Here is a 25098-nt window from a genome sequence, read left to right as displayed (position 1 = left end):
ACGGGCGGGGCGCGTGGTGTCGAACACCACGCGCCCCGCCCGTCGCCAGTTGATCTACCCGTCGGTAGCATCCTGGCTATGGCAGACACGGCAGAGACGCAGCAGGTTGAGGACAGCAAGCAGGCCGCCCGCGCGGAGAAGAAGGCGGCCAAGCTGGCCAAGCAGATCGGTTCCTTCGCCCAGGCGCACGGCGGTGCCGAGGGGCAGGTCGCGTACATCGGGCACGAGGGCACCCGCATCGTCCTGGTCGGCGAGGACGGCGGCTGGGGCGACCTGGTGGCGCCCACCTACGCCATCGCGCAGAGCGCCGTCGAGAAGGCCGGGATCGCCGTCCACGAGGACTTCGACGGTGACTTCGCGGCCAAGGTGAAGACCGGCCCGTACGAGTGGTCGCGCATGGCGGGCATTCAGCTCGGCGGTCCGAGCAACGGCTGAGCGTCCCGCACGTCCCGCTGGGGACGGACTGGCCGAAAGCAACACCTGACGCCCGGGTCACCCGTTAGGACCGTAGGAGCACGGTCCGCCTACTGGGAGCCCGGATGATCGAAACGCCGTCCCTGGTGGACCAGTACTGCCACGGTGTGCTGCGTACGGAGCTGGGCCTCGGCACCTTCGAGGCCCACCTCGGCCGTGGCGAGGGCCCGCCCGCGCCCGGCACCACCTTCTTCGACACCCAGACCGGCTTCGCCGTACGCCGCTGGTGCCCGCCGCTGCTCGGCCTCGAACCGCACTGCCCGCCCGCCCGCTACCTCGCCCGGCGTCGCGACCTGGGCGTCCTGGAGTCGGGGCGGCGGCTGCTCCGGGGGAGCGGCATCACGACCTACCTCGTGGACACGGGGCTGCCCGGCGATCTGACGGGGCCCGGCGAGATGGCGTCCACCGGCGACGCCGACGCCCACGAGATCGTCCGCCTGGAATTACTGGCCGAACAGGTGGCCGACACCTCGGGCACCGTCGACTCGTTCCTCGCCAATCTCGCCGAGTCCGTGCACGCCGCCGCCGCGCACGCCGTCGCCTTCACCTCCGTCGCGGGCGTCCGGCGCAGTCTCGCCCTGGCCCCCGAACCGCCGGGACCCGGCGAGGTGCGGGGAGCGGCGGGCCGCTGGCTCGCCGGGCGGCAGGTGGGCGGGGCGCTCCAGGACCCCGTCCTGCTCAGGCATCTGCTGTGGATCGCCGTCGCGTCGGGGCGTCCGCTGCAACTGCGCGCGGGGGCGGGGGACCCTGAGTCGTACTTCGGCGGCTTCGCGCGGGCGACGGCGGGGCTCGGCACCGATCTGGTCCTGCTGCACGGCTATCCGTACCACCGCAATGCCGCGGACCTCGCGGGCGTCTTCCCGCACGTGTACGCCGATCTGGGTCCCGCCCTGGTGCGCACGGGGGCCCGCGCGGCCGCCGTGCTCGCCGAGATCCTGGAGCTCGCACCCTTCGGCAAGCTGCTGTTCTCCAGCGGCGCGCACGGGCTCCCCGAGCTGCATGTGGTGGGCGCGCGGCTCTTCGGGGAGGCGCTGGGGCGCGTGCTCGGCGGGTGGGTCGCGGAGGGGGCGTGGTCGCTGCCGGACGCGCAGCGGGTTGCGGGACTCATCGCGGCGGGCAACGCCCGGCGCGTGTACGGCCTTTCGGAGAGCTGACGGCTCAGACGGCCGACAGCTGGGAGTCGCCCGTCTGGGCCGGCACATCGGCGGTGGTGTACGGCCGTTCGCGCAGCGAGAGCAGCACGCGCATCACGCCGATCCACACCACGCACGAGCCGAACATGTGCAGGCCGACCAGGACCTCGGGCAGGTCCGTGAAGTACTGGACATAGCCGATCGCACCCTGGGCGAGCAGGATCAGGAACAGGTCGCGGGTGCGGTGCAGCGGGCCCTTGGGGGCGTCGACGGCCTTGAGGACGAACCACAGGGCGAACGTCAGCGTCACCACGATCCAGGCGAGCACGGCGTGCAGCTTGCTGACGGTCTCCCAGTCGAAGCCCATCCGCGGCACCTCGCTGGAGTCACCGGCGTGCGGCCCGGAGCCCGTCACGACCGTGCCGACCGCGATGAGCAGCACGGACGCCGCGACCAGGAACCACACGAGCTGCGCCACGGCCTTGCCGACCAGCGGGCGTACGTCGCCGTCGCCCTCGCGGGTGCGCTGCCACATCGTGACGGCGACCGCGATCAGGGCGGTGGAGAGCAGGAAGTGCGCCGCGACCGTCCACGGGTTCAGGCCGACGAGGACCACGATGCCGCCGAGCACGGCGTTGCCCATGACCAGCCAGAACTGCGTCCAGCCGAGCCGCGTCAGGCTGCGCCGCATCGGCTTCTGCGAGCGCGCCGTGATGATCGCCCAGCCGACGGCCGCGCACAGCACGTACGTCAGCATGCGGTTGCCGAACTCGATGTATCCGTGGAAACCCATCTCGTGGGTGGCCGTCAGGGACTCGTCGGTGCACTTGGGCCAGGTCGGGCAGCCGAGGCCCGAGCCGGTCAGGCGGACGGCGCCGCCGGTGACCACGATGCACACCGTCATCGCGAGCGAGATGAGAGCCGCGTGCCGGACGGTCCGCTGCTGCGGGGTCCAGCGTTCGGCGATGAAGGCGAGCGGGTTGCGCACGGCTTGAGCGGCGTCGGCTCGGGTCACGTTTGGCACGGGCCCATCGTAGGGGGCCGCTTGTGCACGGCTTCACGAGGGGGACGTATCCGGTGCTTCTGTGACGCGGCTTACGCCCGGCCGTGCTCGCTGGCCTACTCCCAGCGGAAGAACTTGCCCGCCGCCCCGAGCCCCAGCGCCGCCCAGACCGCCAGGATCCCGAGGTTCCCCCACGGCATCCCCGCCCCGTCCTGGAGCACGTCCCGCAGGCCGTCGGAGAGGGCCGAGATCGGCAGCAGGCCGAGCACCGACTGGGCCGCGTCCGGGAACTTGTCCAGCGGCACGACGACCCCGCCGCCCACGAGCAGCAGGAGGAAGACCAGGTTCGCGGCGGCGAGCGTCGCCTCCGCCTTGAGGGTGCCCGCCATCAGCAGGCCCAGGCCGGAGAAGGCCGCGGTCCCGAGGAGCAGGAGGAGGAGTACGGCGAAGGGGTTGCCCTGCGGTGACCAGCCGAGCGCGAAGGCGATCACCGTGAGGAGCGCGATCTGCAGGACCTCGGTGACCAGGACCGACAGGGTCTTCGCCGCCATCAGGGCCCAGCGGGGCAGCGGAGAGGCGCCGAGCCGCTTGAGCACGCCGTAGCGGCGCTCGAAGCCCGTGGCGATGGCCTGGCCGGTGAACGCCGTCGACATCACGGCGAGGGCGAGGATGCCGGGCGCGAGGAAGTCGACGGCCTTGCCGTCACCCGTGTCGACAATGTCGACCGCGCTGAAGAGCACCAGCAGGAGCGTGGGGATGACGACCGTGAGCAGCAGCTGTTCGCCGTTGCGCAGGAGCATCTTCGTCTCAAGTGCCGCCTGCGCGGCGATCATGCGGGGGAGCGGGGCGGCGCCCGGCTTCGGTGTGTACGTACCGGCGGCGCTCATCCGCGCAGCTCCTTGCCCGTGAGTTCCAGGAAGACGTCTTCCAGGGTGTGGCGTTCGACGGCGATCTTCTCCGGCATCACGCCGTGCTGCGCGCACCAGGAGGTGACCGTGGCGAGCAGCTGCGGGTCGACCGTGCCGCTCACGCGGTAGGCGCCCGGGGTGAGTTCGGCGGCCGCCGAGTCCGGCGGGAGCGCCTTGAGGAGGGAGCCGACGTCGAGGCCGGGGCGTCCGGAGAAGCGCAGGGTGTTCTCGGCGCCGCCGCGGCACAGCTCTTCCGGGGTGCCCTCGGCGATGACCTTGCCCGCGTCGATGATCGCGACCTCGTCGGCGAGCTGCTCGGCCTCGTCCATGTGGTGCGTGGTGAGGATGACGCTGACGCCGTCGGTGCGCAGATCGCGTACGAGGTCCCAGGTTGCCCGGCGTGCCTGCGGGTCCAGGCCCGCGGTCGGCTCGTCCAGGAAGACGAGTTCGGGCCGTCCGACCACGGCCATCGCGAGCGCGAGGCGCTGCTGCTGGCCGCCGGAAAGCCGCCGGTAGGTGGTGCGGCCGCAGCTCTCCAGGCCCAGGCGCTCGATCAGCGCGCCCACGTCCAGGGGGTGCGCGTGCAGCTTCGCCATGTGCGACAGCATCTCGTCGGCGCGGGCCCCGGAGTAGACGCCGCCGGACTGGAGCATCACGCCGATGCGGGGGCGCAGCGCGCCGGCCTCGCGGACCGGGTCGAGGCCGAGCACGCGGACCGTGCCCGCGTCCGGCCTGCGATAGCCCTCGCAGGTCTCGATCGTGGTGGTCTTGCCTGCGCCGTTCGGCCCGAGGACCGCGGTGACGGTGCCCGCGCGGACCCGGAGGTCGAGGCCGTCCACCGCGGTCTTCTTGCCGTACCGCTTGACCAGTCCTGTGACCTGGACGACGGACTCATTTCCCATGGCGGGAAGTCTAGAGAGGGGCGGAGGGGGCGCGGGCAGGGGGCTGTCAGCCCGCCCACTCGGCCCGTGAGCGGTGGGTGTCCAGCCACTTCTCCGCGTACGCCACCGCGTCGGCCACCGGGAAGAGCCGGGCCGTCGCCGCGCCCACCGTGCCGCGCACCACGGGGCGGTCCCGCTCGAAGTCCGAGCCGAGTTCGTCGAAGCGCTCCTCGGAGATCGAGGTCTCGCGCACCGTCGTCCAGCGGCGTCCTTCCGGGGTCATGACCGCGAAGGAGTTCTCGACCTGGGGGGCGGGGAGCCGGTACTCGGCCAGGTGGAAGGCGGTGCAGGAGCCGAAGCCCGCGCCGAGCAGCAGCACCCGGGCGCCCGATTCCTCCAGGCGGGCCAGCGGGCTGCGCTCGCCGAGGCGGCAGTCCAGCGCGTGGCCCTCCAGGAGTGCTGCCGCGCGGGGGCCGACCGCGGCGAAGGAGGTCTGCGGGTGGGCGCTGCGCAGGGCTCCGGGCCAGGTCCGTACGGCCTCGGGGATCACGCCGACGCCTCGGGTGGGGGCGGTGCGCGGGTCGTAGGCGGGGATGGAGGCGCGGATCTGGGGCCACCAGGACTCGGGCACGGGTGGGTTCTCCCACTCGGCCGGGTCGGAGTTGTCGCTGGACTGTGTAGGGACCACCAGGGTTCCCTTTTGGCCCAGTGCGTCCAGAAGTGCCTGGACGACGGCTACGGGGCCGCCGCTGACCCACCCCAGAGAGCTCAGCGAGGAGTGCGCGAGGAGGGTCTCGCCGGGGCTCACGCCGAGCTTCCGGAGGTCGGCCGCGAGGGACGCCCGCGTACACAAAGGCCCGGTCGGAGGGGGTGTCGACATGGTCAGGGAGTCTCCTCGCCCAGGTCTTCACGCGCCACCGATTTGATCGATCAGTGATCATTTCCGCAGGTCAGCTTAGGTATGCCTAAGTGATGTAGCGCACCGGACCGTGATCCGGACGCGGGTTGTCAGGCTCTGAGGAATTACGCAACAATGGCGTTGTGAAAAACGTTGGCGAGGCTCCGCAGGAGGAACTCGCGACCGGGGAGCGATCGACGCGCAACCGGGTCGCGCGCTCCATCCTGGACCACGGCCCCTCCACGGTGGCCGACCTCGCCGCCCGCCTCGGCCTGACCCAGGCCGCCGTGCGCCGGCACCTCGACACACTCGCCCACGAGAACGTCGTCGAGCCCCGTGAGCAGCGGATCTACGGCGCCCGCACCCGCGGCCGCCCCGCCAAGGTCTTCGCGCTCACCGACTGCGGCCGGGACGCCTTCGACCAGTCGTACGACAAGCTCGCCGCCGACGCCCTGCGCTGGATCAGCGAGCGGCACGGCGAAGGAGCGGTCGTCGACTTCGCCCGCGACCGGATGGCCGCCCAGGCCGTGGCGTACCGCAAGGCGATCGACGCGGCGCCCCCCGAGCAGCGCACCGAGGCTCTCGCGAAGGCGTTGACCGCCGACGGGTACGCTGCTACGGCTCGCAGCGCGCCGGTAGGCGAACAGCTGTGCCAGCATCACTGCCCGGTCGCCCACGTCGCCGAGCAGTACCCACAACTTTGCGAGGCGGAGACGGAGATCTTCTCCGCCCTCCTGGGGACGCACGTCCAGCGGCTCGCCACCATCGCCCACGGCGACGGCGTCTGCACGACGTTCATCCCCCGCAACGCCCCACAGTCTTCACAGACCACCGACAACGCATCCGCAAGCACGGCCGGGAGGAACCCCGCATGACGCTCCCCACGGAGACTGCCCACCCCGAACTCGAGGGTCTGGGCACGTACGAATACGGCTGGGCCGACTCCGACGTGGCCGGGGCCTCCGCCAAGCGCGGCATCAACGAGGACGTCGTCAAGGACATCTCGCAGAAGAAGTCCGAGCCCGAGTGGATGACGAAGCTGCGCCTCAAGGGCCTGCGGCTCTTCGACAAGAAGCCCATGCCCAACTGGGGCTCGGACCTGTCGGGCATCGACTTCGACAACATCAAGTACTTCGTGCGGTCCACGGAGAAGCAGGCGGCGTCCTGGGAGGACCTGCCCGAGGACATCAAGAACACGTACGACAAGCTCGGCATCCCCGAGGCGGAGAAGCAGCGCCTCGTCGCCGGTGTCGCGGCCCAGTACGAGTCCGAGGTCGTCTACCACCAGATCCGTGAGGACCTGGAGGAGCAGGGCGTCATCTTCATGGACACCGACACGGCGCTGAAGGAGCACCCGGAGCTCTTCAAGGAGTACTTCGGCACGGTCATCCCGGTCGGCGACAACAAGTTCGCGTCGCTGAACACCGCCGTGTGGTCCGGTGGATCCTTCATCTACGTCCCCAAGGGCGTGCAGGTCGAGATCCCCCTCCAGGCCTACTTCCGCATCAACACGGAGAACATGGGCCAGTTCGAGCGGACCCTGATCATCGTGGACGAGGACGCCTACGTTCACTACGTCGAGGGCTGCACGGCGCCGATCTACAAGTCGGACTCGCTGCACTCCGCCGTCGTCGAGATCATCGTGAAGAAGGGCGGCCGCTGCCGCTACACGACGATCCAGAACTGGTCGAACAACGTCTACAACCTGGTCACCAAGCGCGCCGTGGCGTACGAGGGCGCGACCATGGAGTGGATCGACGGCAACATCGGCTCCAAGGTGACGATGAAGTACCCCGCCGTCTACCTCATGGGCGAGCACGCCAAGGGCGAGACGCTGTCCATCGCCTTCGCGGGCGAGGGCCAGCACCAGGACGCCGGTTCCAAGATGGTCCACATGGCGCCCAACACCTCCTCCAACATCGTCTCGAAGTCCGTGGCGCGTGGCGGTGGCCGCACCTCCTACCGCGGTCTCGTCGAGATCGGCGAGGGCGCGGCCGGATCGAAGTCGAACGTCCTGTGTGACGCGCTGCTCGTCGACACGATCTCCCGCTCGGACACGTACCCGTACGTGGACGTCCGCGAGGACGACGTGTCCATGGGCCACGAGGCGACCGTCTCCAAGGTCTCCGACGACCAGCTCTTCTACCTGATGAGCCGCGGTCTGACGGAGTTCGAGGCCATGGCGATGATCGTCCGCGGCTTCGTCGAGCCGATCGCCAAGGAGCTGCCGATGGAGTACGCCCTGGAGCTGAACCGGCTGATCGAGCTGCAGATGGAGGGTTCGGTCGGTTAAGACCGGCCGCGTCCCCCGTAGCAGCGACTGACTTCTTGACCCAGAGAGAGAGCACGACGACAGCCATGGCTGAGGCTCAGAACATCCCGGTGGGGTCCACCACCGCCGGATCGATCGCGGTGGCCGCCGAGTCCACCGTCGCCACCCGCATGAGCGCTCCCCCGTCCTTCGACGTGGCGGACTTCCCGGTCCCCCACGGTCGCGAGGAGGAGTGGCGGTTCACGCCGCTCGAGCGCCTTCGCGGGCTGCACGACGGCACGGCGGTCGCCACCGGCGGCATCCGCGTCGAGGTGAGCGCCCCGGCGGGCGTGACCCAGGAGACCGTCGGCCGTGACGACGCGCGCGTGGGCAAGGCGGGCAAGCCCGTCGACCGCGTCGCCGCGCAGGCCTACAGCTCCTTCGAGAAGGCCTCGGTGGTGACCGTCCCCAAGGAGACGGTCCTGACCGAGCCGATCCGCATCGCGGTGCACGGCGAGGGCGGCATCGCCTTCGCGCACCAGGTGATCGAGCTGGGCGCGTTCGCCGAGGCCCTCGTCGTCATCGACCACACCGGTGACGCCGTGCTCGCCGCGAACGTCGACTTCATCGTCGGCGACGGCGCCAAGCTCACGGTCGTCTCCGTCCAGGACTGGGACGAGAAGACCGTCCACATCGCCCAGCACAACGCGCTGATCGGCCGGGACGCCTCCTTCAAGTCGGTCGTCGTGACCTTCGGCGGCGACGTCGTCCGCCTGCACCCCCGCGTCGAGTACGCGGGCCCGGGCGGCGAGGCCGAGCTCCTCGGCCTGTACGTCACCGACGCCGGCCAGCACCAGGAGCACCGCCTCCTGGTCGACCACAACCAGCCGCACTGCAAGTCGAACGTCGTCTACAAGGGCGCGCTCCAGGGCGACGACGCCCACGCGGTGTGGATCGGTGACGTCCTCATCGAGGCCGCGGCCGAGGGCACGGACACGTACGAGATGAACCGCAACCTGGTTCTGACCGACGGCGCCCGCGTCGACTCCGTGCCGAACCTCGAGATCGAGACCGGCGAGATCGTCGGCGCCGGACACGCGTCGGCGACCGGCCGCTTCGACGACGAGCAGCTCTTCTACCTGCAGTCGCGCGGAATCCCGGAGGGCGAGGCACGCCGCCTGGTCGTCCGCGGCTTCTTCGCCGAGCTGATCCAGCAGATCGGCCTGCCCGACGTCGAAGAGCGCCTCCTCGCCAAGATCGAAGAGGAGCTGGAGGCGTCGGCGGCATGACATTCGTACGCGCCTGTGGCCTGAGCGAGCTGTCGGAGGACACCCCGAAGCGGGTGGAACTCGACGGCACGCCGGTCTCGGTCGTCAACACCGAGGGCGAGGTGTTCGCGATCCACGACATCTGCTCGCACGCGAACGTCTCCCTCTCCGAGGGAGAGGTGGAGGACTGTCAGATCGAGTGCTGGCTGCACGGCTCCAGCTTCGACCTCCGCACCGGCAAGCCGTCCGGCCTCCCCGCGACGCGCCCCGTCCCCGTATACCCCGTAAAGATCGAAGGGGACGATGTGCTCGTCTCCCTCACCCAGGAGTCCTGAGGCACATGGCAACGCTTGAAATCCGCGACCTGCACGTCACCGTCGAGGTCGAGAACGGCACCAAGGAAATCCTCAAGGGTGTCGACCTGACCGTTAAGCAGGGCGAGACGCACGCCATCATGGGCCCGAACGGCTCCGGCAAGTCGACGCTCGCCTACTCCATCGCGGGGCACCCCAAGTACACGATCACGCAGGGCACCGTCACCCTCGACGGCGAGGACGTCCTGGAGATGTCCGTCGACGAGCGCGCCCGCGCCGGCATGTTCCTGGCCATGCAGTACCCGGTCGAGGTCCCCGGCGTCTCGGTCTCCAACTTCCTGCGTACGTCGGCGACGGCGATCCGCGGCGAGGCCCCCAAGCTGCGCACCTGGGTGAAGGAGGTCAAGTCCGCGATGGAGCAGCTCCAGATGGACCCGGCCTTCGCCGAGCGCAACGTGAACGAGGGCTTCTCCGGCGGTGAGAAGAAGCGCCACGAGATCCTCCAGATGGAGCTCCTCAAGCCGAAGATCGCGATCCTCGACGAGACGGACTCCGGCCTGGACGTCGACGCCCTGCGCCAGGTCTCGGACGGCGTCAACCGCGTCCGCGAGACCGGCGAGGTCGGCACCCTGCTGATCACGCACTACACGCGCATCCTGCGCTACATCAAGCCCGACTTCGTGCACGTCTTCGCGAACGGCCGCATCGCCGAGTCCGGCGGCGCCGAGCTCGCCGACAAGCTCGAGGCCGAGGGCTACGAGGCTTACACGAAGGGTGGCGTATCCGCGTGACAGTGGCCCACCAGGGGCTCTCCGGCCTCCTCGACACCGAGGCGATCCGCAAGGACTTCCCGATCCTGGATCGCACGATCCACGACGGCAAGAAGCTCGTCTACCTGGACAACGCGGCGACGTCCCAGACGCCGCGCCAGGTGCTCGACGTACTCAACGAGTACTACGAGAAGCACAACGCCAACGTCCACCGCGGCGTGCACGTCCTCGCGGAGGAGGCCACGGCGCTGTACGAGGGCGCCCGTGACAAGGTCGCGGCGTTCATCAACGCGCCGAGCCGCGACGAGGTGATCTTCACCAAGAACGCCTCGGAGTCGCTCAACCTCGTGGCCAACATGCTCGGCTGGGCCGACGAGCCCTACCGCGTGGACCACGAGACCGAGATCGTCATCACGGAGATGGAGCACCACTCCAACATCGTGCCGTGGCAGCTGCTCTCGCAGCGCACGGGCGCGAAGCTGAAGTGGTTCGGTCTCACGGACGACGGCCGGCTCGACCTGTCCAACATCGACGAGATCATCACGGAGAAGACGAAGATCGTCTCCTTCGTCCTGGTCTCGAACATCCTGGGCACGCACAACCCCGTCGAGGCGATCGTCCGCCGCGCGCAGGAGGTCGGCGCGCTCGTCCTCATCGACGCCTCGCAGGCCGCCCCGCACATGCCGCTGGACGTGCAGGCGCTGCAGGCCGACTTCGTGGCCTTCACCGGCCACAAGATGTGCGGCCCGACGGGCATCGGCGTCCTGTGGGGACGGCAGGAGCTGCTCGAGGACCTGCCGCCGTTCCTCGGCGGCGGCGAGATGATCGAGACCGTGTCGATGAGCTCGTCGACGTACGCTCCCGCGCCGCACAAGTTCGAGGCGGGCACGCCCCCGGTCTCCCAGGCCGTCGGCCTGGGCGCGGCCGTGGACTATCTGTCCGCGATCGACATGGACAAGATCGCCGCTCATGAGCACGCGATCACCGAGTACGCGGTCAAGCGCCTCCTGGAGGTCCCCGACCTCCGGATCATCGGCCCGGCATCGGCCGAGGACCGCGGCGCCGCGATCTCCTTCACGCTCGGCGACATCCACCCGCACGACGTGGGCCAGGTCCTGGACGAGGAAGGCATCGCGGTCCGCGTGGGTCACCACTGCGCCCGCCCGGTCTGCCTGCGTTACGGAATTCCTGCGACCACGCGAGCGTCGTTCTATCTGTACTCCACGCCCGGCGAGATCGACGCTCTCGTAGACGGCCTGGAGCACGTACGGAACTTCTTCGGCTGAGGGGCTGACCGGGAACGTGAAGCTGGATTCGATGTACCAGGAAGTCATCCTGGACCACTACAAGCACCCTCACGGGCGCGGTCTGCGCGATGGCGACGCCGAGGTGCACCACGTCAACCCGACGTGCGGCGACGAGATCACGCTGCGCGTCAAGTACGACGGGTCGACGATCGCCGACGTGTCGTACGAGGGCCAGGGCTGTTCCATCAGCCAGGCCAGCGCGTCCGTCCTGAACGACCTGCTGGTCGGCAAGGAGCTCGCCGAGGCGCAGAAGGTCCAGGAGGTCTTCCTGGAGCTGATGCAGTCCAAGGGCAAGCTGGAGCCGGACGACGCGATGGAGGAGGTCCTGGAGGACGCCGTCGCGTTCGCCGGGGTCTCGAAGTACCCGGCGCGTGTGAAATGTGCTCTGCTGAGCTGGATGGCGTGGAAGGACGCGACGGCGCAGGCACTCGGTACCGACGACGTCGCTGAGAGGAAGACCGCATGAGCGAGAACGAAACTCTGACCAAGCCGGCCTCGGAAGAAGAGGTCCGCGAGGCGCTGTACGACGTGGTCGACCCCGAGCTGGGCATCGACGTCGTCAACCTCGGCCTGATCTACGGCATCCACGTCGACGACGCGAACATCGCGACGATCGACATGACGCTCACCTCGGCGGCCTGCCCGCTGACGGACGTCATCGAGGACCAGGCGAAGTCCGCCACCGACGGCATCGTGAACGAGCTCCGGATCAACTGGGTCTGGATGCCGCCGTGGGGCCCGGACAAGATCACGGACGACGGCCGCGAGCAGCTTCGCGCGCTCGGGTTCAACGTCTGAGACACGTACCCATGGTTCGGCCCCCCGCGCTTCGGCGCGGGGGGCCGAACTGTTTTCTACGGCACGGGCTGCGGGGCCGACGAGGCTTCAGTCAGGGTGTGCGCCAGGCCCTCCTTGCGGATGCGGCGGTCTATGTAGAGCAGGGCGGTCACCAGGGGGAGGAACACCGTGGCTGCCAGCTGGGTGAGGAAGCTGCCGACCAGGCCGAGGACGGCGTACAGGCCGAACTGGGAGCGCAGCTGGTCCAGGAGGTAGGCCGAAGCGGAGTCGTCCGGGTCGACCGGGGGCGGGGTCGGCGCGGCGAACTGCAGGGGGAGTCGCAGGGCGAGGGAGACGCCCACCACGATGAGGCCCGCGAGCAGCGAGATGCCGAAGGTGCGCCACCAGGCGCCGCGCACCAGGCGCACGGAGCGCCGCAACGCCGTGAAGGGGCCCGCTGTTTCGAGGACCGCGGCCGCCGGGGCGAAGGCGAACAGGACGTACAGCCAGGCCGCGAGCGGCATCGTCACCAGGAACAGCGGGAAGACCAGGCCGATGGGGATGATCGACTGGGTCATCATCAGGAAGAGGATGGAGAAGAGGACCAGCGCGAAAGCGGCCACCGGCAGCATCAGGATGAGCGAGAGCAGCAAGGTCACGGCCAGCACGGACGGCGTCCGCGACCACGCTCTGCGCCAGACCGCGCCGAACGTCGCCGGGCGGCCGAGGACCGCCTCGTGCAGCGTGGCGGCGCACGAGGCCTGGATGAACGAGTTGACGACCAGCGTGGCGAGCATGAACAGCAGCCACGCCAGGCCGAACGCGACGAGGATCGGCCTGCCGTCGTCCCAGGAGAAGTCCGCGCCCGGGTCGTACATGGCGCTGACGTGCTCCTGGGTCGCGACGTAGGCGAGCCCGAGACCGGCCACGAGACCGACGGCGAGCAGGCCGTAGGCCGCGGCGGCGGTGCCGAAAAGCGGCTTGGCGTAGTGCCGCATCGTCGCGAACGCGCCGCCGATGATGTGGTTGGCGCCGAGCGGCGCGAGGGGGACGACGCCGGGCTTGGGCGGCGGGGGCGGCGGCGCCCAGCCCCAGCCCGGCGGCACGCCGTACGGACCCGGCGGATACGGCCCTGGATGCGGCCCTGGATGTGGCCCTGGATACGGCCCCTGTGGTCCCCACCCCGATGTGTCTGACATCGCTCTTGTGCTCCGTAGCTCCGTGCGGTGTTCCGCGTGTGCTCGCTGTGGCCCCCCACAGTGATCGCGTCACCTTAACCGGTTTCCCCTCCGGCGTTGCGTACGCCCGTACACAACGTTATGTACACTCGTACGCATGGGATACGGACTGCTGGCCGCGGCGATCGCGGCGGAGGTGGCCGGGACGACGGCCATGAAGTACAGCGAAGGGTTCAGCAAGCTCTGGCCCTCGCTGATCACCGTCGTGGGATATGTGATCGCCTTCACGCTGCTCGCGCAGACACTGAAGACGCTGTCCGTCGGCACCGCCTACGCGATCTGGGCGGGGATCGGGACCGCCGCGGTCGCCGCCATCGGGATGCTGTTCCTGGGGGAGTCGACCAGCCTGGTCAAGGTCGCGGGGATCGGCCTCGTGATCGCCGGTGTCGTCGTGCTCAACCTCGGCGGTGCGCACTGATGGCCCGCCGGTACGACCCCGAGCGGCGCCAGCGGATCATCGACGCCGCGATCCGGGTGGTGGCGGACAAGGGGATAGGCGGGCTCAGCCATCGCTCGGTCGCCGCGGAGGCCGATGTGCCGCTCGGTTCGACCACGTACCACTTCAAGACACTCGACGAGCTGATGGTGGCCGCGCTGCGGCAGGCCAACGAGGGCTTCGCCAAGGTCGTCGCCGCGCGCGGTGCGTTCGATGACCCGCGGGCCGATCTCGCCGACGATCTTGCCGCCATGCTCGGGGAGTGGTTCGCGGGCGACCGCACCGAGCTTGAGCTGGAGTACGAGCTCTATCTGGCCGCCCTGCGCAAGCCCGCGCTGCGCCCCGTCGCCGCCGAGTGCGGCGACGGGTTCGCCGAGGTACTGCGGCGGCGCACCGACCCCGTCACCGCGCAGGCGCTCGTCGCGCTCGTGGACGGCATCTCTCTGCAGGTGCTGCTCACTGGCGCGCGGTACGACGAGGCGTACGCCCGCGAGGTGTTCAACCGGCTCCTGCCGGCGAAGGGGGCGGACGGTACCGCGCGGGAGCCCGGACCCTGAGACCGGTTCGCCCGGGTGGTGTGCCGCCGGTTAGGTTTTCCCCATGACCGACACGAACGCTTCCCGCACCACCGGCGCCGTCGCCGCAGGCCTCGCCACCGTCACCGCCGACGGCACCGTCCTCGACACCTGGTTCCCCGCGCCCGAGCTCGTCGCCGAAGCGGGCCCCGCAGGCACCGAGCGGCTCACCGCCGAGCGCGCCGTGCAGCTGCTCGGCGAGGGCGCGGCCAAGGCCATCGGCCAGGACGCCCGCCGTGGCGTGGAGACCATCGCCGTACGTACGGTCATCGCGTCCCTCGACGAGAAGCCGGTGGACGCCCACGACGTCTACCTGCGCCTGCACCTGCTCTCGCACCGCCTGGTCAAGCCGCACGGCGTGAACCTCGACGGCCAGTTCGCCTTCCTGGCCAACGTCGCCTGGACCTCGCTCGGCCCGGTCGCCGTCGACGACGTCGAGAAGGTCAGGCTCAACGCCCGCGCCGAGGGCCTGCACCTCGCCGTGACCTCCGTCGACAAGTTCCCGCGCATGACGGACTACGTCGCCCCGAAGGGCGTCCGCATCGCCGACGCCGACCGCGTGCGGCTCGGCGCGCACCTCGCCGAGGGCACGACCGTCATGCACGAGGGCTTCGTGAACTTCAACGCGGGCACGCTCGGCACCTCCATGGTCGAGGGCCGCATCTCCGCCGGTGTCGTCGTCGGTGACGGCTCCGACATCGGCGGCGGCGCCTCCACGATGGGCACCCTCTCCGGCGGCGGCAACGTCCGTATCGTCATCGGCGAGCGCTGCCTGATCGGCGCCGAGGCGGGCGTCGGCATCGCGCTCGGCGACGAGTGCGTCGTCGAGGCCGGGCTCTACGTCACCGCCGGGTCCCGCGTGACCATGCCCGACGGGCAGATCGTCAAGGCCCGCGAGCTCTCCGGCGCCTCGAACATCCTCTTCCGCCGCAACTCGGTCACCGGCGCCGTCGAGGCCCGCCCGAACAACGCGGTGTGGGGCGGCCTGAACGACGTGCTGCACAGCCACAACTGAGCACCGCTGAAGCGACAGAGCGCCCTCCGGATCCTCCGGAGGGCGCTCTGTCGCGTGGTGAGGGCGAATCCCGCGGGCACAGGCATAGCCGGGGGCATCCGGGACCGTCTTCATGGGTGAGGGGGGCAGCAGGCCCGCCAGGGAGCGAAGGTGACGATGGATGCGCAGGCACAGGAGAGCTTCCGGGAGTTCGTGGAGACCCGGACGTCGGCGCTGCTGAAGACCGCCGTCCTGCTCAGCGGCGGCGACCGGCACGCGGCCGAGGATCTGCTGCAGAACGCGCTGGTCAAGGCCGCGGGCCGCTGGCACAGGATCGACGACCCGGAGGCGTACGTCCGGCAGATCCTCTACCGGCAGCAGGTCAGCCGCTGGCGCCTGAAGTGGCCGCGGCGCGAACTGGCCGTCGCCGAGCCGCCGGAGAGCGCCGTACGGGACGGCGCGGGCGCCGCCGAGCTGCGGATCGTGATGCGGGCCGCGCTCGCCCGGCTCACCACGCGGCAGCGCACCGTACTGGTCCTGCGCTACTTCGAGGATCTGCCGGAGGCCGACGTGGCCCGGCTCCTGGGCTGCTCCGTCGGCACCGTGCGCAGCACCACGCACCGCTCGCTGGCCAAGCTGCGCGGTCTCGCCCCCGAACTGGCGGCGCTCGACGGGCCGGACCCCGGCACGGGCCGGCAGCCGTCCCGTGACCACTCGCCCGTGTCGCCCGTTTCGCCCGTGTCGTCCGTGGAGGTACAACAGTGAAGGTCGAAGAGCTGGTCCGCGCGTCGCTCCGGGAGCAGGCGGACGACGGCGTACGGCCCCCGGCCGGTTTCGCCGACCGGGTGCTGACCGTGAGGCGGCGCCGCAGGACCCGGGCCATCGCGGGCCTCGCGGTCGCCACGGCCGCGGTGGTGGCCGCCGCGGTGGGCGTTCCCGCGCTCGATGGGGGCGGCGAGGACGTACGCCCGGCGAGCGAAAGGCAGCCCGGCGATGTCGTCGCCCACCCCGACCAGTCACCGCCCCGCGACCTGATCGCGGCGGGGAACACCGCGCTCGCCGCGTTCTACACGACCAGGACCACCGATCAGCCGGACGGCGACAAGCTCATGACCCGCACCTACGGGCTGCTCGACCAGAAGACCGGGAAGTACGAGAAGGCGCCCAAGAAGTGGGCCTGGATCGATGTCGCGCCCGGCATGCGGACCGCCGCCGTCCTGGAGGGCGAACTCCCCGCGAGGCGCATCGGCCTCCTCAACCTGATCACCGGCAAGGTGGAGCGCTGGATCCCGGTGAACCACCAGGTGGCGGGCGTCAGTTGGTCCCCGGACGGCAGCAAGCTGGTCGCCACCGCGTACAGCAAGAACCCCGACCGGCTGATCGACCTGCCCGACGACCTGCCCGACAACGACCCCCAGCCGCACGGCAGTCGCACCGGGTTCTTCGTCGTCGACGCCTCGTCGGGCGACGTCGGTGCCTTCCGTGAGCTGCCCCAGAAGACCGCGGGCGACTTCGGCTTCTTCGACGGGAACCCGCGCGAGGACCTGCGCTGGAGCCGTGACGGCAAGCTGCTCTACGTACAGCTGGCGACGGGTGCCGACGGCGAGAACCGCGCCTGGTACACCCTGAAGGGCGACAAGACGAAGGCGCCCGCGGCCGAGCGGTACGCGGGCTGGCCCGAGGCGGGCCTGTCGCCCGACGGCAAGCTGCTCGCCAGTAACGGCGACGCCAAGGGCTCACCGGTCCTCGACCCGAGGACCGGCAAGGAGATCACCACGGTGCCGGGGCAGCAGCTGCTCGCCTGGGCCGACAACAAGCGGATCATCGCCTGGGGCTGCGACCCCGAGAAGTGCGGCGGCAAGGGCGAGTTCCGCAACCAGCTCCTGCTGGTGACGGTCGGCAGCAAGAAGGTCGTGCCGCTCAGTGACTTCCGCAAGGCGTCCGATGCCTATCCGGGACGCTGGAGCCCCATGTTCGCCGCCCGCTGAGCGCTACCGGAGCGCCTCGTACGCCGCAACAAGCCCGTCGGTCGCCTCGCGGCCGGCGGGCCGCAGCGGTGCGCGGACCGGGCCGCCGGGAAGACCGAGCGCACCGAGCAGCGCCTTGGAGGTGACCGTGCCCGGAAGGCCCTTTCCCATCATCAACTCGATGAGCTCCATGGCCTGTTGCTGGAGCTGCCGTGCCCGCGCCGTGTCGCCCGCGTCGAACGCGTCGACGATGGACCGGAGTTGCCGCGGCACGACGTTGGCCACCGTGCTGATGTAGCCCGCGCCGCCCACCGCGTACAGCGCGAGGATGAACTCGTCGCAGCCCGAGTAGTACGCCAAGTCGGTCCGTGACATGACCTTCTGGGTGCCCATCAGGTCGTACGCGCAGTCCTTCACGGCGACGATCCGCGGATGCTCCGCGAGGCGCAGCATCGTCTCCGGCTCGATACGCGTCCCGGTGCGCCCCGGGATGTCGTACAGCGCGAGCGGGAGCCCCGACGCGTCGGCGACCTCCAGGAAGTGCGCCTCGACGGCGTCCTGCGGCGGCTTGCTGTAGTAGGGCGTGACCACCAACAGGGCGTCCGCGCCCGCCTTTTCGGCCTGCAGCGCCATCTCGACGGTGTGCCGGGTGGCGTAGCTTCCGACGCCCGCGACGATCGAGGCCCGGTCGCCGACGGCCTCGGCGACGGCGCGCACGAGCGCGGCCTTCTCGCTGTCTGACGTGGTGGGGGACTCGCCGGTGGTGCCGGAGAGCACGAGCCCGTCGCAGCCGTCGGCCACCAGGCGCTCGGCGAGCAGCTGGGCGCCGTCGAGGTCGAGCAGACCGTCGTCCGTGAAGGGCGTGACCATCGCGCAGAGGGCGCGGCCGAGGGGAGGAGGCGCTGATGAGGGTGAGGTCATAGAGGCAGTGTCGGGACGCCGACGCTGAAGCTCCACTTAATTCTGCTACGAGATGCGCGGAAGGAACGCTGAAAGGTGGCCGCGGGCAGGGCGGGACCTAGTGCCAACTCGCCCCCGTATGGGCCACCATGGGCCGACGGTAGTCGACGGACGGCCGCGCGGCGGCCGGCCACAGGAGGCGTCATGAGGCTGGGCAAAGCACTCGCCACAGGGATGGCCGAGGAAGACCCGCAGGAGCGGCTGCGGCGACAAGACCTTGAGCAGCGCGCGGAGCCCGAGCCCGAACCGGCGGTGACGGCCGGGGAGCCCGCGGCCGAGGTCCCTGCGGCCCGATGAGGCTGCGGCTCCCCGCGGAACGCCCGAAGGAGCCGCCGACCGGATACAAGATCGCCCGCCTCGCGCTGTCCCAGGACGGCGCGAGGGCGGGGTTCACCGGCGTCTCCCTGGGCGCGGCCCTGCCCTACGGCGCGCTCGACGAGGCCCACTGCGTCTACGGGCGGCGGCACGCGGCCCCGCACCGCCGCTGCGACTGCGGCTTCCACTGCGTCCACGAACGCGCCGCCGCGGAGGCGCTCCTGTGCACGGCCGAGCACCGCGGGGCCGCGCTCCTGGAGGTGACGGTGCTCGGCGCGTACATCCGGTTCGAACGCGGCTTCCGGTACGCGCGGCAGCGGGTGCGCGCGGTGACGGTGCGGCCCTGCGGCTGCGGGGCGCGGGCCTCGGTCCTCATGGACGCCGGGTGGGGCAGGCCCGGGTGGCGGGTGGTCGAGGGGGCGTGCGGATCCTGCGCGGGCAGGCGTACGTCGCTGCGGCTCGCGGAGTTCGCCCGCCTCGCCGGAGAGGGCCTCACCGTCACGGGGGCGCGCCCCGAGTCCGTGCCGGGGTCGCCTTCCGAGGCCATGGGGGTGCCGGAGCTGGTCGCGGAGGCGGCGCTGCTGCAGGCCAGGCTCGACCTGTTCCAGGGCGAGTTGGCGCGCCTGGCGGGGGACGAGCGGAGCTAGGGGCACGGCGGTCACCACCGCGTTGACGTGCCCTGACTCCGGGGGGAGGCTCTGGCCATGACGACGCATTCGTACGCACGCTATGTCGCGCTCGGCGACAGCCAGACGGAAGGGGTCGGCGACGGCGACGAGACCCACGGCTACCGCGGCTGGGCCGACCGGCTCGCCGAGATCCTGGCCGAGGGGAACCCGGAGTTCGGGTACGCGAACCTCGCGGTACGGGGCAGGCTGACCGCCCGCATCAAGGCGGAGCAACTGGCACCGGCCCTCGCGCTGCGCCCGGACCTGGTCACGGTCATGGCGGGCATGAACGACCTGGTGCGCCCCGGCTTCGACGCGACCCGAGTGGCACGCGACATCGAGGACATGTTCACCGAGCTGACCGCGGCGGGCGCGCGCGTGGCCACGGTGACGTTCCCGGACATCGGGCGGATCTCGCCTCTCGCGCGCAGGGCGCTGCCCCGCGTCCTCGACCTGAACGCCCGCATCCGCGCGGCGGCGGACCGCCACGGGGTCGTCGTCCTGGACACGTTCCCGCACCGGGTCACCACGGACCCCCGCCTGTGGAGCACCGACCGCCTGCACGCGAGTCCGCTGGGGCACGCCCGGATCGCCGCCGGCATGGCGGACGCGCTCGGCATCCCCGGCCACGAGGACTGGATACGGCCGCTGCTGCCCCCGCCGCCTCCGGTCTCCACGCTGCGGGCGGTGGCGGCGGAGGCGGCGTGGTTCGGGGGGTTCATGGGCCCGTGGTTGTGGCGACGCGTCAGAGGGCGCTCGTCGGGCGACGGGTGCGAGGCGAAGCGCCCGGAACTCGTCCCGGTGGCCTCTCCTGAACGGGCTTGACCACAAGTCCTGAACGAGCTTGACCTCAAGCAAACTTGAGGTCGCAGTGTGTACGTGACAGGGCGCAGCGCCCCCTCGTACACACTGAAGGAGCAGGTCATGAAGGCACACGTCGACGCCACCACCCTCCCCGACCCGGCCCGCGCGGACGGCGGGCTCGTCTTCCTCAGCACATGGAGCACGGGTACGCAGGAGCGGCAGCGGGCAACGGTCGACGCGATCGCCGAGGCCTGGGGGAGCCGTCCGTGGCCGCACGAGGGGCTGCTCTCGTACACCGTGTACGCCGGTGCGGACGGCTCGACGGTGGCGCACCGCTCGCACTGGCGGGACGACGAGGCGTACCAGGACTTCTTCGCCCACGGCAGGGACGAGCGGAACGCCGAGATCGACGAGGCCGTGCCGGGCATCGAACGCCTTGGCCTGCACAAGACGCGGCTGCGGGACGGGGTGGCGCGGGCGGCCGGCGACGACCGGGTGGCCGGGGCGATCGTGATCACCGAGGGCGAGGCGGAAGTTCCGGAGGCGGCGCCGGGCCTCATCTCCGTCCACTTCCACGCGACGACGGACGGCGAGCGGGTGATCAGTTACGCGGAGTGGGAGAGCGGGGAAGGGCTGCCCGTGGAGGGCAGGTACCACTTGGCTTATGCGATCGAACCGCGCTGATCGGGCGGGACGCACCCCTTCCCCGGCCGCACCACCGCCCTGGACGGGAAGGGGCGTCGGTGGGATGTTGAAGCGATGGGGGACGTCAGGGGGGAGTCGTCATGACCGCGGGCAAGGAGTTCGAGATCGCGCGGGAGTTTGAGGTCGACGCCTCGCCCGCCGAGGTCTGGGACGCGTTCACCACCGGCACCGGCGGCTGGCTGTGGCCCATGGCGGAGTACGAACCCCGGGAGGGCGGCGCCGCCCCCTTCGGCGGTGTCGTCACCCGCTGGGAGCCACCGCACCGCCTCACCGACCGCGTCGACGACCCCGAAGGCCTCCCGCCGGGCCAGACCCGCAACCAGCTCGACCGCACCATCGAGCCCCGCGACGGCGGCCGCCGCTCCTGGGTCCGCTACGTGCACAGCGGAATCCTCACGGCCGACTGGGACAGCCAGTACGACGGAGCCACCAAGCACACCGACTTCTACCTGCACACCCTGCGCCAGTACCTGACGTACTTCACGGGCCTCCCCGCCACCTTCACCAGCCTCGAAGGACCCGCCCCCTCCACCGCCCCGGGGGCCTTCACCCAGCTGGGCCGGCGCCTGGGCCTCCCTGACGACGCGGCGGAAGGCGCCCGCGTACGCGTGGACGCCCCCGGCGAACCCCTCGACGCGATGGTCGACTTCCGCAGCAGGCACTTCATCGGCCTGCGCACGGACACCGCGCTCTACCGCTTCTTCGGCCGCAACCACTTCGGTGCCCCGGTGAGCATCAGCATCCACGACTTCGCGCCGCAGGCGGACGCCAAGGGCACCGAAATGGCCTGGCGGGACTGGCTGCTCCGGCTCTACGCGTAGCGCGCGAGGAGCCGGACCAGAGGGCGTCCTACGGCCTGAACCGCAGCACCTGCGGATCGTGATCACTGTTCTGCTCGGCGAACTCGGCGTTGATGTGCACGCTGTCGTACGCGAAGCCGTTGCCCACTCCCGGACTCGTCAGAATCTGGTCGAGGACCTGGGAGTTCCCCTGGTAGACGTACGAGTAACGCTCCGACCGGGGAAGGGACTTCACGGCGGACTTCAGCGCGCCGCCTTCCTCCAGCGCGGCGGTCGTCGCCGAGAACTCAAAGTCGTTCACGTCCCCCACGACCACCACGTCCGCGCTCTTTTGCACCTTCCGCACGTCCCGCACGAAGGAATTCACCGCCTGCGCCTGCCGGAGCCGCTTCACCTCCGACGACCGCACCGGCGGCTGGTGCCGTGACGTGAGGCCCTCGTCGCCGCCCTTCGACCCGAAGTGGTTGGCGACCACGATCACACTGCGCCCCCGGAAGGTGAACTCTCCGGCAAGCGGCTTGCGGCTGTTCGCCCACGCGGTGTTCGCGGGGTCGATGCGCCCGGGGGAGAGCGTCAGGGCGGCGCGTCCGCCGGAGGAACGTACGACATCCGTGCCCGTCGTCGCGTCCCCGTCGCCCCGGTCCGTGAAGGAGACACGCTCGGGGTTGAAGAGGAACACATTGCGGATGTTCCCGCCCGGCTGCCCGCCGTCCTTGTTGTTCTCCGGGGCGATGGACCGCCACTCGTACCGCGGCCCGCCCGCGGCGACGATCGCGTCCGCGAACTTCTTCAGGGTCGCCTCCGCCGAGACGGTCCCGTCGTTCTTCGCGCCGTTGTCGTCCTGGATCTCCTCCAGGGTGAGGATGTCGGGTGAGGCGAGATTCGAGACGACGGCCGCGGCAAGCGCGTCGAACTTCGTCTGCGGATCACCGGGGTCGAGGTTCTCGACGTTGTACGTCGCCACAGCGAGCTCACCCTTGGCCTGGCGCCGCGTCTTCTCCCGCACCAGGCCCTTGTCCTTAACCTCGCCGAGCGTCCGCGCGACCAGCGTGTAACCGCCGAACCGGTTGAAGTCCAGGGGCCCTTCGGCGCCACCGGACAGTGCGTCGCCGACGTTCGCCTTCGGGAAGGGCCGCTCGGAGACCGGGGCCAGCTGCTGGATCTGAAGGCGTCCGGTGTTCTGGTCGTCGTAGGACTCGTACACCGTGCCGCCGCGCCGGTTCGGGTTCTCGTGCGGCTTCACGGTGACCCACAGCTCCGCGTACGGATCCGTGGCGCCGACCACGCGCGAGGTGCCGACGCGTACGTTCATGCCCTCCAGGGACTCGTACAGGTCCAGGGCGTACGAGCGGGGCTTCAGGGGCAGTGCGTTGATGCTGCCGCCGGCTGCGGGGTCGCCGGTGGGCGCGTACGCGGAAGGCACCGACTTGGCGTTCACCGTGACGGGCGCGGGCAGCGCGTTGCCGGACGACTCGACCGTGACCGTCGGCTTGGTGACCTGGGTCAGGGACTGGTTGCCGGACGACTCGCCGCCGGGCACGTACTCGCCGACGGTCCCGGAGACGCGGACCGCGTCACCGGCCTTCACGGTCAGCGCGGCCGACCCGGTGTAGACGAAGACGCCCTCGCTGGTCGCGGGGTCGGCGTCGGCCTTCGGGTCCTGGATCCAGAAGCCCTTCGAACCGTACGTACGGACGCCGGTCACGATGCCCGTCACGTCCGTGACCTGCTGACCCACGAGCGGCGAGAGGCGGGTGGTGCCCTGGATGTCGTGGACGCGCACGTCGGCGGCGGACGCGGACGAGGAGCTCACGGCGAGCAGACCGGCCGCGAGGGCGGTCGCCACGACGGTGGAGACGGCGGCGGATCTCACGGCGGGCCGGGTGGCACGGGATATGTGCGGCATCGAGGAACTCCGGATGAGGGTGAGGTCGTATGAAGCGGGTGAGAGCGCGCGGGGTGGGCCGGTGGGCGCCCGGCGCTCTACGCGCGTCAATCTCTTGTGTGCCCAGGGGAGTTGTCAAGGTTCGGCGGGTGTTCTCACCGTGTATGTCTTCTGACAGGGACATGAACCGGGCGGCATGCGTCCAAATCCGTCTAGGCTTCGACCCAGCCGATCCGTTGCATTGCCCCGGAGGAGAACCAGCCCATGTCCGTAAGTCCCGCCACCCTGCCGCCGGTGCTGCTGCACTCCGAAGCGGAACTCGCGCGGGCCGCGCTCGCCACGCCGCTGCTCTCCCGCGCCGCGCGGCTCGCCCGCTGGGCGGGTCCCGAGACGCGCGTCGGCGCGGGCGGTGAGCTCATCGAGGAGCAGCTGCCGGCCGCCGCGGCCGAGCTGGGCCTCGAAGCGGACGACCCGGACGCCGCCGCGTACGCGAGCGAGGCCTGGCGCGTGGCCGTCGACACGGGCCTGGTGGACGTCACGGACGCGGACGAGTCGGAGGGCCCTGACGGAGAGGACGCGCCGGGCACGGTGACCGCGGGCGAGGACCTCGCCGCGCTCACCTCCGGCAGCCCGCAGGACATCCTGGGCGTCTGGCTCGGCGCCCTGGACACGGTGTACTCGGACGCGACCGTGCCCGACATGGACAACCTCCTGGACGTCCTGGAGGAGAACGGCGAGATCGACTTCGAGGAGCTCGGCTGGGACCCGCAGGCGGAGGCCGACTTCCTGGACGGCGTGCTCGGCAACCTGTACCTGCTCACCGCGGGGGAGGCCGGGGCGGGCGAGGGCCCGGTGCCGCTGCCCGCGCTCGCCGCGTCGATGATCGTGCCCGACGACATGGGGGAGCCGACGGACGACATCCTGGAGCAGGTGTCGGACGCGATGATGAAGCTCGACGACCAGTTCCGGCTCTTCGAGCCGCTCGGGCTCGTCGAGTACCAGCCGGTCGACGAGGCCCTCATGGTGGACATCGACGAGGCCGAGGCGCCGCTGCCGGACGACGACGAGGACGTCACCCGGTACGGCATGGTCAAGCTGACGCCCCTCGGGGTGTACGGCATCCGGGCGCGGATGCTGGAAGCGGGGGTGGACGCCCCCGCGGTCGGCGACCTCGCGGACAAGGGCGCCGACGCGCTGCTGGAAGGGACGGCCGGTTTCCCGCAGGCCGCCGCGCAGGCCGAGATCGAGCAGTGGCTCGCCCGGCACGAACCGCTGGACGCGGCAAGGGAGTTGCTTGCTGCCGCACGGGGCGGGGACGAGGGGGCGCCGCTCAGGCGGCTCCGGTGCCAGCAGGCGCTCTCGCTGGTGGGCGGCGAGGCGGAGCCCGCGCTGCGTGAGGTGCTCGACGACGCCGAGCTCGGTGGGCTCGCCCGGGTGTGGCTCGCCGAGCACGGGGCGGCCGACGTGCCCGCGCCCTCCGAGGCGATGGTCTTCTGGCTGACCATCGACACGATCGCCGCGCAGCTCGCCGCCGAGGGCAACTCCGATGAGCTGCAGGGTCTCGTGGAGGGCCTCTCCGAGCAGCACAGCGGGTTCTTCGCCGCGGCCTGGCGGGTCGAACACCCCGCCACCGCGGACGTGTTGGAGGCGATGGGGCGGCTGCACCCCGACAAGAAGGTGGCCAAGGAAGCGCGCAAGGCGGCGTTCAAGGCCCGCTCGCAGCAAGGCATGTGACGCGTTCGGGCACCTGCCGGGCCGCCGATGCGG

At 70.8% G+C, this 25098-nt stretch carries 27 protein-coding genes and 1 pseudogene; 21 read left to right on the top strand and 7 right to left on the bottom strand.

Annotation, left to right across the window (positions count from 1 at the left end; genetic code table 11):
- Nucleotides 1-78 precede the first annotated feature (78 nt).
- Nucleotides 79-435: a hypothetical protein gene (locus E5671_RS14340; RefSeq protein ID WP_160504352.1), complete on the top strand. Its 357-nt coding sequence runs from the start codon at nt 79-81 to the stop codon at nt 433-435.
- Between the two features lie 104 nt (nt 436-539).
- Nucleotides 540-1628 carry an amidohydrolase gene (locus E5671_RS14335; protein WP_160504351.1) on the top strand — a complete coding sequence of 363 codons (1089 nt, stop codon included), beginning with the start codon at nt 540-542 and terminating at the stop codon, nt 1626-1628.
- Nucleotides 1629-1632: 4 nt separating this feature from the next.
- Here E5671_RS14335 and E5671_RS14330 read toward each other — a convergent pair whose 3' ends face one another.
- The 4 genes from E5671_RS14330 to E5671_RS14315 all read right to left on the bottom strand — a co-directional run bounded on the left by E5671_RS14330 (nt 1633) and on the right by E5671_RS14315 (nt 5279).
- Nucleotides 1633-2622 carry a COX15/CtaA family protein gene (locus tag E5671_RS14330; protein WP_160510185.1) on the bottom strand — a complete coding sequence of 330 codons (990 nt, stop codon included), beginning with the start codon at nt 2620-2622 and terminating at the stop codon, nt 1633-1635.
- A 104-nt stretch (nt 2623-2726) separates the two neighbouring features.
- Nucleotides 2727-3497 (bottom strand): ABC transporter permease, encoded by a 771-nt coding sequence (locus E5671_RS14325; RefSeq protein WP_160504350.1) that lies wholly within the window; start codon nt 3495-3497, stop codon nt 2727-2729.
- Entirely contained in the window at nt 3494-4420 is a 927-nt protein-coding gene (locus E5671_RS14320) for an ABC transporter ATP-binding protein (protein WP_160504349.1), read from the bottom strand. Before E5671_RS14320 ends, E5671_RS14325 begins: the two co-directional genes overlap by 4 nt.
- 46 nt (nt 4421-4466) lie before the next feature.
- Nucleotides 4467-5279 (bottom strand): aminoglycoside N(3)-acetyltransferase, encoded by an 813-nt coding sequence (locus tag E5671_RS14315; protein ID WP_160504348.1) that lies wholly within the window; start codon nt 5277-5279, stop codon nt 4467-4469.
- Between the two features lie 161 nt (nt 5280-5440).
- On the opposite strand from E5671_RS14315, the gene E5671_RS14310 reads away from it, so the two are divergent.
- The 8 genes from E5671_RS14310 (at nt 5441) to E5671_RS14275 (ending at nt 12005) form a co-directional block, all read left to right on the top strand.
- Complete coding sequence (locus tag E5671_RS14310; protein WP_160504347.1) at nt 5441-6172, top strand: ArsR family transcriptional regulator; 732 nt, start codon at nt 5441-5443, stop codon at nt 6170-6172.
- Nucleotides 6169-7590: a Fe-S cluster assembly protein SufB gene (gene sufB, locus E5671_RS14305; RefSeq protein WP_160504346.1), complete on the top strand. Its 1422-nt coding sequence runs from the start codon at nt 6169-6171 to the stop codon at nt 7588-7590. The genes E5671_RS14310 and sufB overlap by 4 nt, the downstream gene beginning before the upstream one ends.
- A 65-nt stretch (nt 7591-7655) precedes the next feature.
- On the top strand, nt 7656-8837 hold the full coding sequence (gene sufD / locus E5671_RS14300) for a Fe-S cluster assembly protein SufD (RefSeq protein ID WP_160504345.1): 1182 nt from the start codon (nt 7656-7658) through the stop codon (nt 8835-8837).
- Complete coding sequence (locus E5671_RS14295; RefSeq protein WP_160504344.1) at nt 8834-9151, top strand: bifunctional 3-phenylpropionate/cinnamic acid dioxygenase ferredoxin subunit; 318 nt, start codon at nt 8834-8836, stop codon at nt 9149-9151. Before sufD ends, E5671_RS14295 begins: the two co-directional genes overlap by 4 nt.
- Before the next feature lie 5 nt (nt 9152-9156).
- Nucleotides 9157-9921, top strand: a complete 765-nt coding sequence (gene sufC / locus E5671_RS14290) for a Fe-S cluster assembly ATPase SufC (protein ID WP_160504343.1) — start codon at nt 9157-9159, stop codon at nt 9919-9921.
- Nucleotides 9918-11186 (top strand): SufS family cysteine desulfurase, encoded by a 1269-nt coding sequence (locus E5671_RS14285; RefSeq protein ID WP_160504342.1) that lies wholly within the window; start codon nt 9918-9920, stop codon nt 11184-11186. The genes sufC and E5671_RS14285 overlap by 4 nt, the downstream gene beginning before the upstream one ends.
- Nucleotides 11187-11202: 16 nt before the next feature.
- Nucleotides 11203-11673, top strand: a complete 471-nt coding sequence (gene sufU / locus E5671_RS14280; RefSeq protein ID WP_160504341.1) for a Fe-S cluster assembly sulfur transfer protein SufU — start codon at nt 11203-11205, stop codon at nt 11671-11673.
- Nucleotides 11670-12005, top strand: coding sequence for a metal-sulfur cluster assembly factor (locus tag E5671_RS14275; RefSeq protein ID WP_160504340.1), 336 nt, complete (start codon nt 11670-11672; stop codon nt 12003-12005). The genes sufU and E5671_RS14275 overlap by 4 nt, the downstream gene beginning before the upstream one ends.
- A 56-nt stretch (nt 12006-12061) precedes the next feature.
- On the opposite strand, the gene E5671_RS14270 is transcribed toward E5671_RS14275, so the two are convergent.
- Entirely contained in the window at nt 12062-13090 is a 1029-nt protein-coding gene (locus E5671_RS14270) for a DUF7847 domain-containing protein (RefSeq protein WP_160504339.1), read from the bottom strand.
- 217 nt (nt 13091-13307) lie between these two features.
- Here E5671_RS14270 and E5671_RS14265 point away from each other — a divergent pair.
- The 5 genes and pseudogenes from E5671_RS14265 to E5671_RS14245 form a co-directional block, all read left to right on the top strand.
- A pseudogene (locus E5671_RS14265) lies at nt 13308-13640 on the top strand (DMT family transporter); the annotation flags it as partial.
- Nucleotides 13640-14215, top strand: a complete 576-nt coding sequence (locus E5671_RS14260; RefSeq protein ID WP_160504337.1) for a TetR/AcrR family transcriptional regulator — start codon at nt 13640-13642, stop codon at nt 14213-14215. The pseudogene E5671_RS14265 and the gene E5671_RS14260, both read left to right, overlap by 1 nt.
- A 43-nt stretch (nt 14216-14258) precedes the next feature.
- A complete protein-coding gene (gene dapD, locus E5671_RS14255) occupies nt 14259-15248 on the top strand; it encodes a 2,3,4,5-tetrahydropyridine-2,6-dicarboxylate N-succinyltransferase (RefSeq protein WP_160504336.1) in 990 nt (329 codons plus the stop codon).
- Nucleotides 15249-15404: 156 nt separating this feature from the next.
- On the top strand, nt 15405-15992 hold the full coding sequence (locus E5671_RS14250; RefSeq protein WP_160510184.1) for a SigE family RNA polymerase sigma factor: 588 nt from the start codon (nt 15405-15407) through the stop codon (nt 15990-15992).
- Nucleotides 15989-17215 (top strand): WD40 repeat domain-containing protein, encoded by a 1227-nt coding sequence (locus tag E5671_RS14245; protein ID WP_160504335.1) that lies wholly within the window; start codon nt 15989-15991, stop codon nt 17213-17215. Before E5671_RS14250 ends, E5671_RS14245 begins: the two co-directional genes overlap by 4 nt.
- A 3-nt stretch (nt 17216-17218) precedes the next feature.
- Here E5671_RS14245 and dapA read toward each other — a convergent pair whose 3' ends face one another.
- Nucleotides 17219-18115: a 4-hydroxy-tetrahydrodipicolinate synthase gene (gene dapA / locus E5671_RS14240; RefSeq protein ID WP_160504334.1), complete on the bottom strand. Its 897-nt coding sequence runs from the start codon at nt 18113-18115 to the stop codon at nt 17219-17221.
- Nucleotides 18116-18298: 183 nt separating this feature from the next.
- On the opposite strand from dapA, the gene E5671_RS14235 reads away from it, so the two are divergent.
- The 5 genes from E5671_RS14235 to E5671_RS14215 all read left to right on the top strand — a co-directional run bounded on the left by E5671_RS14235 (nt 18299) and on the right by E5671_RS14215 (nt 21467).
- Entirely contained in the window at nt 18299-18451 is a 153-nt protein-coding gene (locus tag E5671_RS14235; protein WP_160504333.1) for a hypothetical protein, read from the top strand.
- A complete protein-coding gene (locus E5671_RS14230; RefSeq protein WP_160504332.1) occupies nt 18448-19116 on the top strand; it encodes a hypothetical protein in 669 nt (222 codons plus the stop codon). The genes E5671_RS14235 and E5671_RS14230 overlap by 4 nt, the downstream gene beginning before the upstream one ends.
- 57 nt (nt 19117-19173) lie before the next feature.
- Nucleotides 19174-19962, top strand: coding sequence for an SGNH/GDSL hydrolase family protein (locus tag E5671_RS14225; protein WP_160504331.1), 789 nt, complete (start codon nt 19174-19176; stop codon nt 19960-19962).
- Nucleotides 19963-20061: 99 nt separating this feature from the next.
- Nucleotides 20062-20625 (top strand): antibiotic biosynthesis monooxygenase, encoded by a 564-nt coding sequence (locus E5671_RS14220; protein ID WP_160504330.1) that lies wholly within the window; start codon nt 20062-20064, stop codon nt 20623-20625.
- Nucleotides 20626-20726: 101 nt separating this feature from the next.
- Nucleotides 20727-21467: an SRPBCC family protein gene (locus E5671_RS14215; RefSeq protein WP_160504329.1), complete on the top strand. Its 741-nt coding sequence runs from the start codon at nt 20727-20729 to the stop codon at nt 21465-21467.
- A 28-nt stretch (nt 21468-21495) separates the two neighbouring features.
- Here E5671_RS14215 and E5671_RS14210 read toward each other — a convergent pair whose 3' ends face one another.
- A complete protein-coding gene (locus E5671_RS14210; protein WP_160504328.1) occupies nt 21496-23352 on the bottom strand; it encodes an endonuclease/exonuclease/phosphatase family protein in 1857 nt (618 codons plus the stop codon).
- A 243-nt stretch (nt 23353-23595) separates the two neighbouring features.
- On the opposite strand from E5671_RS14210, the gene E5671_RS14205 reads away from it, so the two are divergent.
- Entirely contained in the window at nt 23596-25065 is a 1470-nt protein-coding gene (locus tag E5671_RS14205; protein WP_160504327.1) for a hypothetical protein, read from the top strand.
- Nucleotides 25066-25098: the final 33 nt, after the last annotated feature.

The sequence above is a fragment of the Streptomyces sp. BA2 genome (assembly GCF_009769735.1).
In the GTDB taxonomy this organism is placed as follows: Bacteria; Actinomycetota; Actinomycetes; order Streptomycetales; family Streptomycetaceae; genus Streptomyces.
This window is presented reverse-complemented; position numbering and strand designations above follow the sequence as displayed.